Consider the following 15,420-nt stretch of genomic DNA (forward strand, 5'->3'; position numbering starts at 1 on the left):
CGCCCGAGCCGTAGGGATAGGTGGCGTCGCGCGCGAAGTTGCTGAAGGCGCCCAGCGTCTGGCGAAACGAATCCACATGGTTGGTGTCGGCCGCGACGCAGGCCACCACGTCGGCATCGCCGGCCTGCACCGCGCGCGCCGCGCGCCGCAGGCACATCACGCCCGAGGCGCCGCCGGTCGGCATGTGGTCGAGCCAGCGCGGCGACAGGCCCAGGTGCTGCGTCACGCCGACGGCGGTGTCGGGCGCCAGCGAGAAGCTGCTGACGCACAGGCCGTCGATCTGTTCCTTCTTCAGGCCGCTGGCCTGGACCAGCGCCTCCATCGCCTGGCCGAGGAACCAGTGGGCGCCGAGCGTCGAATAGCGCTGGTAGGGCACGGTGATGGGCACGGCAACCGCCACGCCTTCATAGGACATTCGACGTGTCATGCTTGCCTCTTCTTCATCGCACGCGTGTCGATGCAGTGTGCCTGGCCCGGCAGCGCATGCGCCATCTCGCGCAGCTGCCCGCGCTGGATCTTCTGCGAAGCCGTGAGCGGCAGCGCATCGACGAAAGCCACGTAGCCCGGCGCCTTGTAGTAGGCCAGCTGCGCCAGCGCATGCGCGACGATGCTGGCCGCCAGCTGCTCCGGCTCGGAGGCATCGGCGTCCTCGCGCATGACGATGCAGGCCAGCACCTCGTCGCCGCGCACCGCATCGGGCGTGGCGGCCACGGCGGAGGTCTTCACGGCCGGATGCTGGTTCAGCACGCTCTCGACCTCCACCGCCGAGATGTTCTCGCCGCTGCGCCGGATCACGTTCTTCTTGCGGTCGACGAAGTAGAAGTTGCCCCCGGCATCGCGGCGCACCATGTCGCCCGTATGGAACCAGCCGTCGGCCCAGGCCTCGCGCGTGGCGTCCGCATCCTTCAGGTAGCCGGAGAAGAAATAGCGCTTCGGATCGGCACCGCTGGCTCGCACCAGCAGTTCGCCCGGCGTRCCGTCGGCGACCTCGCGGCCTTCGTCGTCCACCAGGCGGATCTCGACGAAATCCTCGCGGCGGCCGAAGCAGCTGGTGCCGACGTGCCGCGGCTCGTGGTTGGCCATCACGCAGGCGGCGGCACCGGTCTCGGTCATGGCCCAGGCCTCGACCAGCGGAAAGCCGAAGCGCGCCTCGAACGGCGCATGGTTCTTGCGGTCGACGCCGGCACCGAAGCCCCAGCGGATGGCGTGCTCGCGGTCCGACGCCGATGCGGGCGCCGACAGCAGCATCGCCGGCATCACGCCGAGGTAGTGCGCGATGGTGGCGCGGCTCTCGCGCGCGCTCTGGAGCCAGGTCTTGGGATGGAAGCGGTCGAGCTGCACCAGGCAGCCGCCCGCGACCAGCACCACCATGGTGGAGAACGCCATCGCGTTCACATGGTTGAGCGGCAGCGGCGTGATGATGCGTTCGGCATCGGGCCGGACCGGGCAGAGGTCGCCGAGCTCCGCGTACCACTGGCCCGCGCGCAGGAAGTACTCGTTGCCCAGCATGCAGCCCTTGGGGCGGCCCGTGGTGCCGGACGTGTAGAGCAGCGCGCATTCGGTCGCAAGGCCGATCGGCTCGGCGACACGCGGCGGCGGCGTCTTCGACGGCGGCACGGCGTCGAGCTCATCAGGCCCCATCGTCTCGAAAGGCCGGCCCGCGGCTTCGGCCGCGGCCCGCAGGTCGGCCGCGCGGTGAGGCAGCGTCACCACCAGGGCGATCTCGCTGTGGCCGATCAGGTAGCTCAGTTCGGCCGAACGCATGTCGGCGTTGATCGGCACCACGCTCACGCCCAGTGCGTTGAGCGCAAACCAGTGGAGGAGAAACTCCGGGCGGTTTTCGAGCAGCAGGCCGACGCGGTGGCCGTGCCCGTAGCCGGCGTCGGCGAAGGCAGTGCGCAGGCGCTCCACCCGTGCGGCGGCTTCGCCCCAGTGAATCGCACCCGGCGCCATGCCGTAGGCCGCAGCGGTGACCGCCTCGGTGAACAGGAACTCGGCGTCGGGCGTGCGCCGGGCGCTCGCACGGAAGGCATCGTGGACGGTGGCGTAAGGCATGGCGTCCCTAGATGAACAGCTGCACCGCGGGCAGCGCGGCGTCGCAGTTGAGCAGATTCACGCGCTTCAGCGTCATGCGCAGCGCGCCATCCTGCAGCGTCAGGTGGTGGAAGAAGGTGCCGACGTAGAACTGCAGTTCGTCGCCCTGCGACTCCGTGTAGTGAAACTCGCTGCGCACCACGAAGCGCTTGCCCTCGAGATCGAAGCTCTCGACCGTCGGCGTCTGCAGCAGGTGGTGGCAACGGCTGGGCGGAAGCTGCGAGAAGGCGCGCGGGCTCTTGAGCCGCTCGATGCGCAGCTCGCGCAGCAACTTGTCCTCGTACATGTGCGAGGTGTGGTTGAGGCCGTCCTCCTGGTCGGGCACCAGCGGCACCCAGTAGAAGCCGTCGTCGGTGAAGAGCGCGTTCCATTCCTCGTAGCGCCTGGCATCGAGCAGGCGCGCCTCGTTCACCACGAAGTCGATCAGGTCCTGGCGGGTCACGTCGTCCGGCATCACATCGTCTCCGTCATGAATTTGGCCCAGGCGCGGTACTGGTTGCGCATCGGCAGCTCGCTGGTGCCGACCGTCGTGATCTCGCCGCCCTTGGTTTCCGAAGGGTCGAAGTTGCGATGCAGGCTCACCCATTCGTTGCCGCTCGCGTGCAGCCCGGCCTGGATGCCGCGGTAGGCCTGCAGGTCGTCATGCCCCACCACCGAGAACGGCGAGTTGATCAGCCGGTTGTACATGGTCGTGCGCTGCAGCAGCTCGGGCGGCGCGCCCTTGAGGCGGAAGGTCCAGCTCTCGACCAGCGTCTTGTCGACCGCGATCGGCCGCACCACGCGAATCGCCTGGATCGCGCCCTTGATCGTGAGGTTGGGGTAGTACACGGTGTTGTGCCGCGCCATGCCGAGGATCTGCGCGGTGCGCTCCTCGCCGTACTTGGCCTTCATTGCGTCGTCGTACGCGGGGATCGCCTTGTACTTGCTGTGGATGCTGAAGTGCACGCCCGTGAAGCTGTGGCCGTTGTCGTAGGTGCGAACGCCCATGTCCTCGAAGAACTTGTAGTCCGACATGAAGGGCACGAACTGCTCGATCGCCATCGGCTTGGGCTCGTCTTCGGGCTTGCCGGCCCACATGCTCTTGGCGGTGCCGGCGGAGGATTCGTGCGCCACCATCGGATGCATGGTGTCGTTGAGGTTCTCGACGAACATCTTCCAGTTGCACTGGTGCACGAAGCGCAGGCAGCCGCCGGCGATCTCGAGTTCGCCCTCGGGCGAGCGGTCGGCCATGTTGTCGATCGAGCTCAGCGAGTCGCCGAAGAACTCCTCGAAGTCGGGTCCGACGTCGTTGATCTTGATGAAGATGAAGCCGCGATGGCTGCGCACGTTCCGGATCGTGGTCAGTCCCTTGGCCGATTCGCATTCGTGCAGCTGCGTGCCTTCGTAGCCGTTCTTGAGCGGGATCGACAGCAGCGAGCCGTCGGTCTTGAAGGTCCAGGCGTGGTAGGGGCAGCGGAAGAACTTGCCGGTGTTGCCGCAGGGCGCGGTCACCAGGCGCGAGCCCTTGTGCGCGCAGCGGTTCATCATCGCGCGCACCGAGCCGTCGGTGTGGCGCACGATGATCAGCGGACGCCCCGCGAGCTCGGTGTGGAGGTAATCGCCGGACTTCGGGATCTGGCTCTCGTGGCCCGCGTAGTTCCAGGTGTTGGCGAAGAAGTGCTCCTGCTCGAGCTCGAACAGCTCGGCGCTGGTGTAGAGGTCGCGGTGCACGCGGTCGGGCTGCACCAGCGCGCGCACCGCTTCGGGGTTGCCTCGGTACTTGCTCATGGTCCTCTCCAGTTCAGTTTTTCACCACGCTATCGATTTCTCGCGACGCATGAATCCGGCGCCGCAAAAGCCAGGGATACCGCGGAACCGGCTTCGCCGGGCCGCTGGTATCGCCCCCTCGAGGGGCTGAGGTCCGCGGCTCCAGGCCTGCCTGCGCAGGCTTGGACGGACCCKAAGAGCCGCTGCCTCTGGCAGCGACTCGGGGCGCCGCAGGCGCTTCGGGGGTGTTCATATGTCCAGCACCAGCCGCGGCCCCTTGGCGCGCGAGATGCAGATCTGCATGACGTTGCCTTGCGCCTTTTCGCGCGCGGTCAACACGTAGTCACGATGGTCGATCTCGCCCTCCATCACGGGCGTCGCGCAGACGCCGCACTCGCCGCGCTTGCAGTCGAACATCGGGTCGCAGCCGTGCTCGATCAGGCAGTCGAGGATGCTCTGGTCGGCCGGCACCGTGAAGCGCTGGCCGGACTGGGCCAGCTCGACCTCGAAGGCGTGGTCGCCCTCCTCCACCACCGGCGTGGTGAAGAGCTCGAAGTGCACGCGGTCGTGGGTCCAGCCGCGGGCCTGCGTCTGCGCCAGCACGGCGTCGAGCATCAGCTTGGGGCCGCACACGTAGAGCCGGTCGCCGGCAGGGATGCCGTCCAGCATCGCGCCGATGTCGAACGGGCCGCCCTGCTCGACATCGGCATGCAGGCGCAGATCGTCGCCGAGCAGCGCCTGCAGCTCGGGCACGAAGGCCATCAGCTCCTGGCTGCGGCCGGCGTAGTGCATGCGCACCGGCAGGCCCTCGGCGCGGCGCCGCGTCGCCATGCTCGCGAGCGGCGTCACGCCGATGCCGCCGGCCAGCAGCACGGTGCCGCCCGGGCCGGTGTGGAGCGGGAAATCGTTCTTGGGCGCCTCGATCGTGAGCAGGTCGCCTTCGCGCACGCGCTCGTGCATGAAGCGCGAGCCGCCCCGCCCCTCGGCCTCCTTGCGCACCGCGATCACGTAGTCGGTGGGTGCGTCCGTGGCCTTGGCGTCGACGGCGAAGTTGATCAGCGAGTAGTGGCGCCAGTCGTGCGCGCCGTCGGACAGTTCGACCCGCACGCGGACGTGGGCGCCGGCGGCGAAGCCGGGCAGCGCGTCGCCATCGTCCGATCGCAACCTGAAGGTCTTGATCAGCGGGTTCAGTTCGCGCGCCTCGGCGACGCGCAGTTGGAGGGTCAGGGGCTGGGCGGACATGGCAGGTTTCCGTGGTCAGGCGAGCGCGTGCTGCACCAGCACCGCTTGCAGCTTGTGGCCGTGTTCGTCGGCCAGCGCGGCATCGCGCAGCTCGCGCAGGGTGGCCGGTGCGAGTCGCGCGCCCGCGCGCTGCACGGCCGCCATCACGGTGTCGTAGTTGCGCAGCCCGCGTTCGTGGGTGTCGCTGTAGCCCTTGACCAGCCGCTGGCACTGGGCGATCTCGATCGCCAGCTGGGGATGGCGCGGCGCGATCTCCGCGATGCGCGCGAGCCAGTCCTCGATGCGCCGGTTCTCCTCGGCGTAGCGCAGGGTCGAGCGGCGCCAGCGCTTGCAGGCCGCCACCGTGCGCAGCATCAGGTAGCCGCGCAGCGAGCTGGTCTGGACCACGCGGCCCTTCTGCGTGAAATGCTCGACCATCCGGCGCGGCAGCCGCGAGTCCATCAGCCAGCGGCCGATGCCGGCCGGCAGCGTCTCGCAGATCTCCTGCAGGCGCGGGTGCATGTATTCGTTGATCGCCAGCACCTGGCCGTCCTGCACCCGGGCCTCGCCGCGCACCCGTTCGAAGCGCGTCGCGCGCGTCTTGAGCGCCGCGACGCGCGCCGTGTCCTCGTAGGACATCCACAGCGCCAGGCAGCGCGCGATTTCCTTCAGCAGCCGGCCGTCGTCATCGACGGGCAGGCGGGCGACCGCGGCCATGCGGTCGAGATAGAGCCCCGCATAGTCCAGGTCCTGGTAGTCGATCAGGCGGCGCACGCCTTCGAGCAGGAAGTTCTGCGCGGGCGCAGCGAAGTCCTGCTGCACGCGCTCCACCAGCGCCCGCACCCCCGGATGGCGCGGCTGAGGCACGGCAGGCACGTCGGCGGCCACCGCGGCGCCCGTCTCCGGCGCGCCCTGGGCACGCGAGAAGGCCTCGCCGAAAGCCTTGAGGCTGGGCTTGACGCCGACCCCGCCGCGCTCGATCGTGGCCTCGAACTGGGCCCGGCTGAACGGCAGCACGCCGGCGCCCGCGAGCGCGCCGAACAGCACCGCGCTGATCACGCTGCCCGAGGCCTCGGCGGCCTCGGCCATGTCGAAACGGATGAAGCGCTTGGCGGCGCGCTCGGCATGCTTGAGCAATTCGGCGCTGTCGACCCGGCCGTCGCCCAAAGCGCTTTTCTCGGCGATCGAATAGACCCGGTGCGTCGATGCGACCAGCGTGGTGCGCTCGCGCGTGACGAGGCCGCGCTGCACCGCGCGGCCGGCTTCCATCAGCTCCGAGGCCAGCACCACGTCGACGTCGCCCGGCAGCGGCATCAGCGCCAGCACCGGCTGGCCGCCGTCGGCCTCGGCCTGCGCCTCGGGGTACAGCTCGACGTAGTAGATGGTGGCGCCGGTGCGCTGGGCCACGCCCGGCACCGAGGTGGTCTGCGCCAGGTAGCCGTTGGCTTCGCCCATGTCGACGATCCAGTCGGCCAGCACGCCGCCGCCCTCGCCGCCCATCGCGAGAATTGCAATCTTGATCGGTTGAATCATGGCTCGCCCCCAGGTTGGCTCACTTCGTGTAGCCGCCCACCCCCGACCGGGGGCGATACCAGCGGCCCGGCAAAGCCGGTTCCGCGGTATCCCTGGCAGGGCCGCGCCGTGCGGGCATGGAACAACGGGTCGATGGATCGCATCATGGAATTCGGTTCAGAAGGCATAGGCCGCGCGGCGCTTGGCCTCGCCCTTTTGCAGCCAGCCGATCACCCGCGTGCGCAGGCTCTCGCGCAGCCGGTCCCAGCGGCTCGGATTGCTGACGATCTGCGCCTTGTAGAAGGAGGGGCACAGCACCGCGGCATGCGAGACCTCGCCGCAGACGCCGCAGCCGACGCAGCTGTCGAGCACGGTCGCGACMGGGTCGGTGCGCAGCGGATCGGGGTTGGGCTTGATCGACAGCGACGGGCAGCCCGAGAGCCGGATGCACGAATGGTCGCCGGTGCAGGTGTCGGAATCGACGCCGAACTTCTCGCGCACCGAACGCTTGCCCTCGGCGATCGCGCGGCGCACCAGCGGCTTCTCGCGCCGCTGGCGGTTCAGCATGCACTCCGATTGCGCGATCAGCACCTTCGGGCCTTTTTCCTTCGTCGTCAGCGCGTCCTTGAGCGCATCGCGCATGCCGGCGACGTCGTAGGTGCGGCGCAGCGTCTTCACCCACTTCACGCCGACGCCGCGCACCGCGCGCTCGATCTCGTGGCCGGTGCTACGCGTCGCGTTCACGGCGTTCGACGACAGGATGTCCTGGCCGCCGGTGGCCGAGGTGTAGTTGTTGTCGACCACGATCGTCAGGTTGTCGCTGCGGTTGAAGACCGCGTTGGCGACGCCGCTGGTGAGGCCGTTGTGCCAGAAGCCGCCGTCGCCCATCACCGAGATCGCCCGCTTGCCTGCCGGCGCGTTGAGCGCCGAGGCGCCCGCGCCGCCGAGCCCGTAGCCCATCGTGGTGTTGCCGATGTTGAACGGCGGCAGGATCGAGAACAGGTGGCAGCCGATGTCGGCGCTCACGTGATGCGCGCCGAGTTCGCGCTCGACCAGCTTCATGGCGCTGAAGATCGGGCGCTCGGGGCAGCCGGTGCAGAAGCCCGGCGGCCGCGCGTGGACGCTGTCGCCGAGCGGCAGCGAGGGCTCGAGCGCGCCATCGACGCCGACAGCGGCCACTTCGGTGAGCGGGATCACCTTGCGCACCGGCGCCGGCAGCGGCTGCAGCCGGCCGTAGCGTTCGCCGAAGGTGCGCGCGCCCTTGAGCAGCTCGGCCGCCGTGTACTCGCCGGCCACCGGCAGCATGTCCTTGCCGTGCAGCGCGGTGGCCGAGCCGGCCTGGCGCAGGATGGTCGCCAGGTTCTGCTCGACGAAGTTGGGCTGGCCTTCTTCCACGATCAGCACCGCGCGCTTGCCCTCGCAGAAGCGCAGCACCTCGCTCTCGATCACCGGATAGGCCACGTTCATGACGTAGAGCGGCACCTTGGAGTTGCCGTAGACGTCGGCCAGGTCGAGGCGCTCGAGCGCGCGCACCATCGTGTTGTAGCTGCCGCCCTGCACGATGATGCCGATGTCGTCGGCGCCCTCGGCGAAGAATTCGTTGAGCCGGCGGTCCTCGATGAACTTCACGGCGGCGGGCCAGCGGTCGCGCACCTTCTCCTGCTCGTGCACGAAGCTGGCCGGCGGCAGCACGATGCGGCCGACGTCGCGCTGCGGGTTCTCGAGCGCGTCCTGGAGCGTGAAGCTGGCGCGCCGGTTGTCGCCGGCGACGAAGTGCCCGTGCACGTGGCAAGCGCGGATGCGCAGCTGCAGCATCACCGGCGTGTGGCTGGCCTCGGACAACTCGAAGCCCTGCTTCACGGCCTCGACGATCGAGGGCAGGTTGGGCCGCGGGTCGAGCAGCCAGATCTGCGACTTCATCGCGAAGGCGTGGCTGCGCTCCTGCATGATCGACGAGCCCTCGCCGTAGTMCTCGCCGACGATGATCAGCGCGCCGCCGGTCACCCCGCCCGAGGCCAGGTTGGCCAGCGCGTCGGAGGCCACGTTGGTGCCGACCGTGGCCTTGAAGGTCACGGCGCCGCGCAGCGGGTAGTTGACCGAGGCCRCCAGCGTCGCGGCGGCGGTGGCCTCGCTGGCGCTGTTCTCGAAACGGATGCCGTGCTCGGCCAGGATGTCCTGCGCGTCGGCCAGCACGTCCATCAGGTGCGAGATCGGCGCGCCCTGGTAGCCGGCGACATAGGAAACTCCTGACTCCAGCAACGCCTTGGTGACTGCAAGAATGCCTTCACCGCGGAACACCTCGCCGTCGGCGAGCCGCAGCTTCTTCACTTCTTCGACGAACGATCGCTCTGCCATGGTGTCCTTTCATGCGTGGGACTTGCGCGTCGACCTCGACATCGCGGTCTCTATAATGTTGACAACTGAATGTATTCACAATCATGAATAACCCTAGACAAGCAAGCATCGTGCCCGCCACGGGTCCAGGGCCGTTCAGTGAAAAGGCGGCAGCGCCCGGCCGCCGCTTCGTCGACGACTACCTGCCCGCGCTGCTGGCGCAGGCGAGCCAGCTGATCTCGTCCGAGTTCCATCGGGTCGCGCGCCAGCATGGTTTTTCGGTGTCCGAATGGCGCGTCATGGCCTCGCTGGCCGGCGGCGCGGCAATCAGCATCGGCCAGCTGGCCCAGGTCACGGTGACCAAGCAGCCGACCGTGACGCGGCTGCTGGACCGGATGGAAGCCCGGGGCCAGATCGAGCGCCTGCCTCATGAAAGTGATCGGCGTGTCACCCTGGTGCGCATCACGCCCCAGGGCACGCAGGCGGTCGAGCACCTGATGGATCTGGCGCGCGAACATGAGCTGCGCGTGCTCGAGCCCTTCGGGCTGCAGCGCGCCGAGGAACTCAAGAGCACGCTGCGCCACATCATCGAGCTGCACGCGCGTGCGCCGGGCGAGGCGGCCGAAGACGACGAGTGAGGCGAGCGCGCCTCAGCGACGAGGCACCAGCACCGCGCGGCCGCGATGGCCGCGCTGGCCGATCCAGTCCATGGCGGCCGCGGCCTCTTCCAGTGCGAAGGGCTGCACTTCCAGCCGCAGCCTGCCGTCGGCCAGCCGCGCCAGCAGCTCCGGTGCCGCCGCGCGGCCGGCGGCTTCGCGGCGGAACATGTTGAGCGGCAGCAGTGACACGTCGCGCTGCAGGAAATGCGCAAGGTCCAGGGCCAGCGTGTTGCCCGCGGTGTAGCCGACCAGCACCGCGCGGCCGCCGGCCTGCACCTGCATCAGGGCGGCCGCAAGCACCGGTCCGCCGACGGTGTCGACCAGCAGGTCAGCGGACGCGGATGCCAACGTCGCGGACGGGTCGTCCCCCAGCACCAGCACCTTTGCCGCGGCCGGGATCGACGGCGCCTGCGCCGCGCGGCTCACCACCGCCGTGACTTCGGCACCGGCATCGAGCGCGAGCTGCACCACCAGCGAGCCGACCGCACCGGTAGCGCCCGTCACCAGCACGCGCTCGCCGGCGCGAACGCGGGCGACTTCGTGCAGCGCGACCCAGGCCGAGGTGCAGGGCGAGAAGAAGGCCGAGCCGAGGGTCGCGGGCACCGCGTCCGGCAGCAGGCCGAGCGCCTCGTCGGGCGCATCGATCTGCTCGCACCAGGTGCCGTCGGCCAGCGTGCCCAGGCCGCTGCCGCGCAGCCATACGCGCTGCCCCGCGGCCAGGCTGGCGCTCGCGACCACGACGCCCGCGGCCTCGACGCCCGGCGTATAGGGAAAGGGCGGGTGTTTCAGGAAGCTGCCTCGCCAGACCGTGCGGTCGATGTGGCCGACCGTGGCGGCCTCCATGCGCACGATCGTGCGGCCCGGGCGCAGCTGCGGCTCGGGCAGCTCCTGCACAGTGGGCGGCGCGTCGAAGGCATGCACGCGCACCGCCTTCATGCCAGCGTCTCCAGGAATTCGAGCACCGCGGCCGCGAAGGCCTCCGGCAGCTGGTCGGGCAGCGGCACCATGCCGCCCGCGATGTCGACGGTGCGCGCATTCGCCAGCTCGCGCTGCAGTTCGGCCGCATGCGGCGAGGCGAAGGGGTCCTCGGTGGCGCGCAGGATCAGCGTCGGCTGCAGCACGCGATGGATGGAGTCCTCCATCCGGTAGGCGGCGACCGCGCGATGGCCGTCCTCGGGGCTGCCGCTGGCGCGCAGCGCATCGCGCACGAAGGCTTCCAGCAGCTCCGGCCGACCGGCCGGGTAGAAGCCCTGGCGCCGTTGCCACAGGGCGGCGAGATGGGAGCCGTCGCCGCTGGGCGCGACTTCGTCGATCGGCGGCCGCCCGGCGCGCGCGCGCCGGAAGTTCGAGTCGGTGAAAGGCGTGGACGACAGCACCAGGCCGCGCACCCGCTGCGGAAAACTGGCCGCGATCTCGACCGCGATCACGCCCCCCGTGTGGTGGCCCACGACGTCCGCGCGTTCGATCTGCAGCGCATCGAGCAGCTCGATGGCGACGCGGGCCCAGCCTTCGATGCGGGCCGGCCCGTCGCCCGCGGCCGAGTCGCCGAAGCCGGCGGTGTCCATGGCGATCGCGCGGTACCGCTGGCCGAGCAGCGGCAGCACCTCGCGGTACTCGGTCCAGCTGCGCGGCGACTGGTGCAGCAGCAGCACCGGCGGCGCCTGGGTGGCGCCGCATTCGGCGTAGTGCACCTGCCCCACCGACAGGTCGGCGAAGGCGCGCCGGGTGGTCATTCCAGCGTCTCTGCGGCGGGCGGTTGCCAGAGACCCGCGTGCTTGAGCATGCCGAGCGTGCGCGACAGCACGTCGCGGCGATAGGCGCCGACGTCGCGCCCTTCGTAGGCGTAGAAGCCGCTGCCGCTCTTCAGCCCCAGCCGCCCCTCCTGCACCATCCGGTCCACGATGGCCGGCGCGGTGTAGCGCGCCTTGTCGATCGAGGCCGACATCTCGCGGCTCGCGTGATGCAGGATGTCGCAGCCCCCGAAGTCGATGAACTCGACCACGCCGAGCGCCGCGAAGCGCAGGCCCAGGCCGTAGCGCGTGGCCTTGTCGATCTCTTCCGCGGTGGCGGCGCCCTCCTCGATCATGCGGGCCGCCTCGTTCATCACCAGCGCCTGCAGCCGCGGCACGATGTAGCCGGGCGTGGCGCCGCAGACCACCGGCAGCTTGCCGATCGCCTCCATCAAGGCCTTGGTGCGCGCGAGCACGCCCGGGTCGGTGGCGGGATGGCAACTCAGTTCGACCACCGGGATCACATAGGCCGGGTTGAGCCAGTGCATGTTGAGAAAGCGCTCGGGCCGGCGCACCAGCGCCGCCAGCTGCGTCACGAGGATGCTGCTGGTGGTCGACGTGAGGATCGCGTCGTCGCGGCAATGCCGGTTGAGCGCCTCGAAGGCCTCACGCTTGGCCTCCAGCGTCTCGGGCACGCCCTCGAACAGCAGTTCCGCCGCGGCCAGCGCGGCCGGTGCGCCTGCCGCAGGCACGAACTCGACCCGCGCCGCGATCGCARCGACCTGCGCCGCGTCGATCATGCCGAGCTGGGCCAGCCCCGCAAGGCTGGCTTCGATCTCGGCCTCGGCCTCGCCGCGCAGCTTCTGCCAGGCCTCGTCGCTGCGTGGGCGCAGGTCGACCAGCGAGATCCGATGGCCCGCATAGGCGAAGGCGATCGCGATGCCGCGGCCCATCCGGCCCGCGCCGACGGCCGCGAAACGAGGCCGTTCAGCGCCCATCGTGCAGCCTCGCCTTGAGCTGAGCCGGCGTCAGGTCCGAAAGACCCAGCGTCTCCAGCGTGCGCGGTCCCCGGCGCAGGTCGCGGCCGAGGAAGCCGCCGACGATGGCCAGCAGCCCGTGCGCGATCGGCGCATCGACGCCGGCAAAGCGCGCGGCCGAGGCCAGGAAGGCCAGCCCGAGCTCGGTGTCCTCGGTGATGTAGCGGTGCGTGTAGAGGTCGATGTTCTCGCGCCAGTCGCCCGACTTCACCAGTTGCTTGTGGGCATCGCCGTACATCCACTGGTCGTTGTTGTAGTGGTCGGCCAGCGGATAGTGCGGCGCCCCCTGCCCCAGCGCCTCGCGCACCGCGATGCGCTCCTGGTCGAGCCGGTCGGTCACGTCGCGCACCGCGCGCTGCGTGCCCTCGTTGTGGATGTCCCAGCGCTCGAAATGCTGCAGCGGCGCGGCATTCATCACCATCAGCGGCGGATGGATCACCGGGCCGGCGTTCATCAGAGCACCGGAGAGGGCATCTCCGCAGCCGTGCACCGCGGGATAGGCCTTGCGGATCACCTCGATCGCCTGGGCTTCCTTGCGCGCCGGATAGACGCCGGTCGGCAGGCGGATGGCGCGGATCGTCACGTTCACCTCGCGCTCGCCGTGCTTGCGCGCCAGATAGGGCAGCGTGCCGGTCTCGGCCCAGGCGACGTCGGCGCGGCTGCCGGCCTCGGCCACCCGGCGCGCCATCACGTAGCTGCCGAAGGTGCCCGGGGGCAGGAACACCACCTGGCCGTCGACCAGGTGCGGCGCCATGGCGCGGGCGATGTCCTCCTGGGCGATCGCCGGCGTCGGAATGACGATCAGCTCGGCATCGCGCAGCGCCGCGCCGATATCGGCCGTGGCCAGGGCGATCTTCACGTCGCGGCTGCCCTGCGCATCCTTCAGCGTGATCGATGCGGCCTGCACCACCGGTGCCAGCGCAGCGGCGTCGCGGCGCCAGAGACGCACTTCATGGCCGGCTTCGGACAGGTCGGCGGCGGCGGCATAGGCGCCGTGGCCGCCACCGAGGATTGCGATTTTCATGGGTTGCAGTCGAGGTTGGAAGTGGATGGGGCTTTAATACATTACTTTTCATCGGTTCATGTGTCAACTAAAAGCAAGGCATGTTCGCGTTTCCACTGATGGGACGGCGGTGACCAGTTGCACCCCGGTTCCCCGATCCATCGCACCGACCGGCAGTGCTGTCTCCGCCTCGCTCAGCCGTTGCGAAAGATGAAGCTGTAGGCGTTGAGCGCCGGCACGCCGCCCAGGTGCGCGTAGAGCACCTTGGAGCCGGCCGGGAACTCGCCGAGCCGCACCTTCTCGATCATCCCGTGCATCGACTTGCCCTCGTACACCGGGTCGGTCAGCATGGCCTCGAGCCGCGCACTGAGGCGGATGGCCTCGAGCGTGCCTTCGTTCGGCAGCCCGTATTCGGGGCCGCCGAAGCGGGTGTCGAGCACCACGTCCCTGTCGGTGATGTCACGCCCCAGATCGACCAGCGCCGCCGTGTGCTTCGCGATGCGCAGGATCTGGTCGAAGGTCTGCTGCGGCTTGGCCGACGCATCGATCCCGATCACGCGGTCGGCGCGCCCGTCGGCCGCGAAGCCGACCACCATGCCGGCCTGCGTGCTGCCGGTGACCGCGCAGGTCACGATGTAGTCGAACTTGAAGCCGAGTTCCGCCTCCTGTTGGCGCACCTCTTCGGCGAAGGCCACGAAGCCGAGCCCGCCCTTCGGGTGTTCGGAGCAGCCGGCCGGAATCGGGAACGGCTTGCCGCCGGCCCGGCGCACGCTCTCCAGCGCGTCTTCCCAGCTCTTGCGGATGCCGATGTCGAATCCTGCCGCGTCGAGCCGCACGTCGGCGCCCAGGATGCGCGACATCTCGATGTTGCCGACCCGGTCGTACACCGCATCGGAATAATTGACCCAGTTCTCCTGCACCAGCACGCACTTGAGGCCGAGGTGTGCCGCCACCGCCGCCACCTGGCGCGTCTGGTTCGACTGGATGCCGCCGATCGACACCAGCGTGTCGTAGCCACCTTCGAGCGCCTCGGGGATCAGGTACTCGAGCTTGCGGGTCTTGTTGCCGCCGAACGCGAGGCCGCTGTTGCAGTCCTCCCGCTTGGCAAACAGCTCGACCTTGCCGCCCAGATGGGCACTCAGCCGCTTGAGCGGCTGGATCGGCGTGGGGCCGAAGGTGAGCGGGTAGCGAGGGAATTGGGCGAGGTTCATTGCAACGGCTCCTGGTTCAAGACATGAACGGAATCGTAGAGACAATCGACATTTCGATGGTTGCGAAGTAGAGTGATTTCTTGCGCCAAACCTTCGTCATTGCCTGCGAATCATTGTTTTTATTTTGCTTTTTTCTCAATGTACGCAACAAAATTACCAACCAAGAATGAGCTCGATCGCACCGACCGCGCGATCCTGCGCGCGCTGCAGCGCGACGCCTCGGTGTCGAATGTGGCGCTGGCCGCCAAGGTCAACCTCAGCGCGCCGGCCTGCCTGCGGCGCGTCGAGCGGCTCAAGTCGATGGGGCTGATCAAGGGCGTGGTCGCGCTGCTCGACCCGGCCGCGCTGGACTGCGGCACGCTGGTGATGATCGGCGTGGTGCTCGACCGCTCCACGCCCGAGTCGTTCGCCGACTTCGAGAAGGCCGTGCAGAAGGTGTCGGGCTGCCTCGAGTGCCACGTGGTGACCGGCGAATTCGACTACTTCATGCTCGTGCGCACGCGCGACAACGACAGCTACAACCGCCTCCACGCGGAGCAGCTGCTGTACCTGCCGGGCGTGCGGCAGATCCGGACGTTCATGGTGCTGAAACAGGTCCTGTCGACCACGCAGCTGCCGCTTTGACGGACGGGGCCCGCCAACAACGACAAAGCCCGCACAAGTGCGGGCTTCGTTCAGAGCAACATGCGGCCTCGCGACCGCTCAAGCTCAGCGCGTCGGCTTGAACCCACGCGGCCTTTGCGCGTCGCGCGGCACGAACACCTTGCCGCCACCACCGCCGGCATGGCCGCGCGGCGCGAAGCCGCGCACCTGGCCTCGCAAAGCGATCTGCAGGAGATCCGCGTGATCGGCGCCACCGGCAACAATTTGCAG

Annotated in this window: 13 protein-coding genes and 1 pseudogene; 2 read left to right on the forward strand and 12 right to left on the reverse strand. The window is 69.3% G+C overall.

Annotated elements, in window-relative coordinates; genetic code table 11:
- The 7 genes and pseudogenes from AC1D2K_RS13880 to AC1D2K_RS13910 form a co-directional block, all read right to left on the reverse strand.
- Positions 1-427: pseudogene (locus AC1D2K_RS13880) on the reverse strand (thiolase family protein); the annotation flags it as partial.
- Complete coding sequence (locus AC1D2K_RS13885) at positions 424-2,055, reverse strand: AMP-binding protein (RefSeq protein WP_478089410.1); 1,632 nt, start codon at positions 2,053-2,055, stop codon at positions 424-426. The pseudogene AC1D2K_RS13880 and the gene AC1D2K_RS13885, both read right to left, overlap by 4 nt.
- 7 nt (positions 2,056-2,062) lie before the next feature.
- Positions 2,063-2,548, reverse strand: a complete 486-nt coding sequence (locus tag AC1D2K_RS13890) for an aromatic-ring-hydroxylating dioxygenase subunit beta (RefSeq protein WP_478089411.1) — start codon at positions 2,546-2,548, stop codon at positions 2,063-2,065.
- On the reverse strand, positions 2,548-3,861 hold the full coding sequence (locus tag AC1D2K_RS13895) for an aromatic ring-hydroxylating dioxygenase subunit alpha (RefSeq protein ID WP_478089412.1): 1,314 nt from the start codon (positions 3,859-3,861) through the stop codon (positions 2,548-2,550). The genes AC1D2K_RS13890 and AC1D2K_RS13895 overlap by 1 nt, the downstream gene beginning before the upstream one ends.
- 228 nt (positions 3,862-4,089) lie before the next feature.
- Complete coding sequence (locus AC1D2K_RS13900; RefSeq protein WP_478089413.1) at positions 4,090-5,082, reverse strand: PDR/VanB family oxidoreductase; 993 nt, start codon at positions 5,080-5,082, stop codon at positions 4,090-4,092.
- A 15-nt stretch (positions 5,083-5,097) separates the two neighbouring features.
- On the reverse strand, positions 5,098-6,594 hold the full coding sequence (locus AC1D2K_RS13905; RefSeq protein WP_478089414.1) for an indolepyruvate oxidoreductase subunit beta family protein: 1,497 nt from the start codon (positions 6,592-6,594) through the stop codon (positions 5,098-5,100).
- Positions 6,595-6,750: 156 nt separating this feature from the next.
- Complete coding sequence (locus AC1D2K_RS13910; RefSeq protein ID WP_478089415.1) at positions 6,751-8,928, reverse strand: thiamine pyrophosphate-dependent enzyme; 2,178 nt, start codon at positions 8,926-8,928, stop codon at positions 6,751-6,753.
- 110 nt (positions 8,929-9,038) lie between these two features.
- Between AC1D2K_RS13910 and AC1D2K_RS13915 the strand changes: the two genes are divergently transcribed.
- The gene (locus tag AC1D2K_RS13915; protein WP_478089416.1) at positions 9,039-9,545 is read left to right on the forward strand and encodes a MarR family winged helix-turn-helix transcriptional regulator; all 507 of its coding nucleotides are present in this window, start codon (positions 9,039-9,041) and stop codon (positions 9,543-9,545) included.
- A 12-nt stretch (positions 9,546-9,557) separates the two neighbouring features.
- Here the strand turns inward: AC1D2K_RS13915 and AC1D2K_RS13920 are convergent, their stop codons facing one another.
- From AC1D2K_RS13920 to AC1D2K_RS13940, 5 genes are all read right to left on the reverse strand, one after another.
- Positions 9,558-10,502, reverse strand: coding sequence for a quinone oxidoreductase family protein (locus tag AC1D2K_RS13920; RefSeq protein WP_478089417.1), 945 nt, complete (start codon positions 10,500-10,502; stop codon positions 9,558-9,560).
- The gene (locus AC1D2K_RS13925) at positions 10,499-11,299 is read right to left on the reverse strand and encodes an alpha/beta fold hydrolase (RefSeq protein WP_478089418.1); all 801 of its coding nucleotides are present in this window, start codon (positions 11,297-11,299) and stop codon (positions 10,499-10,501) included. The genes AC1D2K_RS13920 and AC1D2K_RS13925 overlap by 4 nt, the downstream gene beginning before the upstream one ends.
- Positions 11,296-12,294 (reverse strand): 3-hydroxybutyryl-CoA dehydrogenase, encoded by a 999-nt coding sequence (locus AC1D2K_RS13930; protein ID WP_478089419.1) that lies wholly within the window; start codon positions 12,292-12,294, stop codon positions 11,296-11,298. Before AC1D2K_RS13930 ends, AC1D2K_RS13925 begins: the two co-directional genes overlap by 4 nt.
- Positions 12,284-13,357 (reverse strand): NAD/NADP octopine/nopaline dehydrogenase family protein, encoded by a 1,074-nt coding sequence (locus tag AC1D2K_RS13935; RefSeq protein ID WP_478089420.1) that lies wholly within the window; start codon positions 13,355-13,357, stop codon positions 12,284-12,286. The genes AC1D2K_RS13930 and AC1D2K_RS13935 overlap by 11 nt, the downstream gene beginning before the upstream one ends.
- A gap of 173 nt (positions 13,358-13,530) precedes the next feature.
- Positions 13,531-14,547 carry a 1-aminocyclopropane-1-carboxylate deaminase gene (locus tag AC1D2K_RS13940; protein ID WP_478089421.1) on the reverse strand — a complete coding sequence of 339 codons (1,017 nt, stop codon included), beginning with the start codon at positions 14,545-14,547 and terminating at the stop codon, positions 13,531-13,533.
- A 138-nt stretch (positions 14,548-14,685) separates the two neighbouring features.
- Here AC1D2K_RS13940 and AC1D2K_RS13945 point away from each other — a divergent pair, with 138 nt between their 5' ends.
- Entirely contained in the window at positions 14,686-15,171 is a 486-nt protein-coding gene (locus AC1D2K_RS13945; RefSeq protein WP_478089422.1) for an Lrp/AsnC family transcriptional regulator, read from the forward strand.
- Positions 15,172-15,420 lie beyond the last annotated feature (249 nt).

This window comes from Variovorax sp. P1_H12_2, from assembly GCF_056405335.1.

Coding starts and splice junctions, on each gene's coding strand:
- AC1D2K_RS13890 (WP_478089411.1), bottom strand. CDS start 2,548: ATGCCGGACGACGTGACCCGCCAGGACCTGATCGACTTCGTGGTGAAC.
- AC1D2K_RS13895 (WP_478089412.1), bottom strand. CDS start 3,861: ATGAGCAAGTACCGAGGCAACCCCGAAGCGGTGCGCGCGCTGGTGCAG.
- AC1D2K_RS13900 (WP_478089413.1), bottom strand. CDS start 5,082: ATGTCCGCCCAGCCCCTGACCCTCCAACTGCGCGTCGCCGAGGCGCGC.
- AC1D2K_RS13905 (WP_478089414.1), bottom strand. CDS start 6,594: ATGATTCAACCGATCAAGATTGCAATTCTCGCGATGGGCGGCGAGGGC.
- AC1D2K_RS13920 (WP_478089417.1), bottom strand. CDS start 10,502: ATGAAGGCGGTGCGCGTGCATGCCTTCGACGCGCCGCCCACTGTGCAG.
- AC1D2K_RS13925 (WP_478089418.1), bottom strand. CDS start 11,299: ATGACCACCCGGCGCGCCTTCGCCGACCTGTCGGTGGGGCAGGTGCAC.
- AC1D2K_RS13935 (WP_478089420.1), bottom strand. CDS start 13,357: ATGAAAATCGCAATCCTCGGTGGCGGCCACGGCGCCTATGCCGCCGCC.
- AC1D2K_RS13940 (WP_478089421.1), bottom strand. CDS start 14,547: ATGAACCTCGCCCAATTCCCTCGCTACCCGCTCACCTTCGGCCCCACG.
- AC1D2K_RS13945 (WP_478089422.1), top strand. CDS start 14,686: ATGTACGCAACAAAATTACCAACCAAGAATGAGCTCGATCGCACCGAC.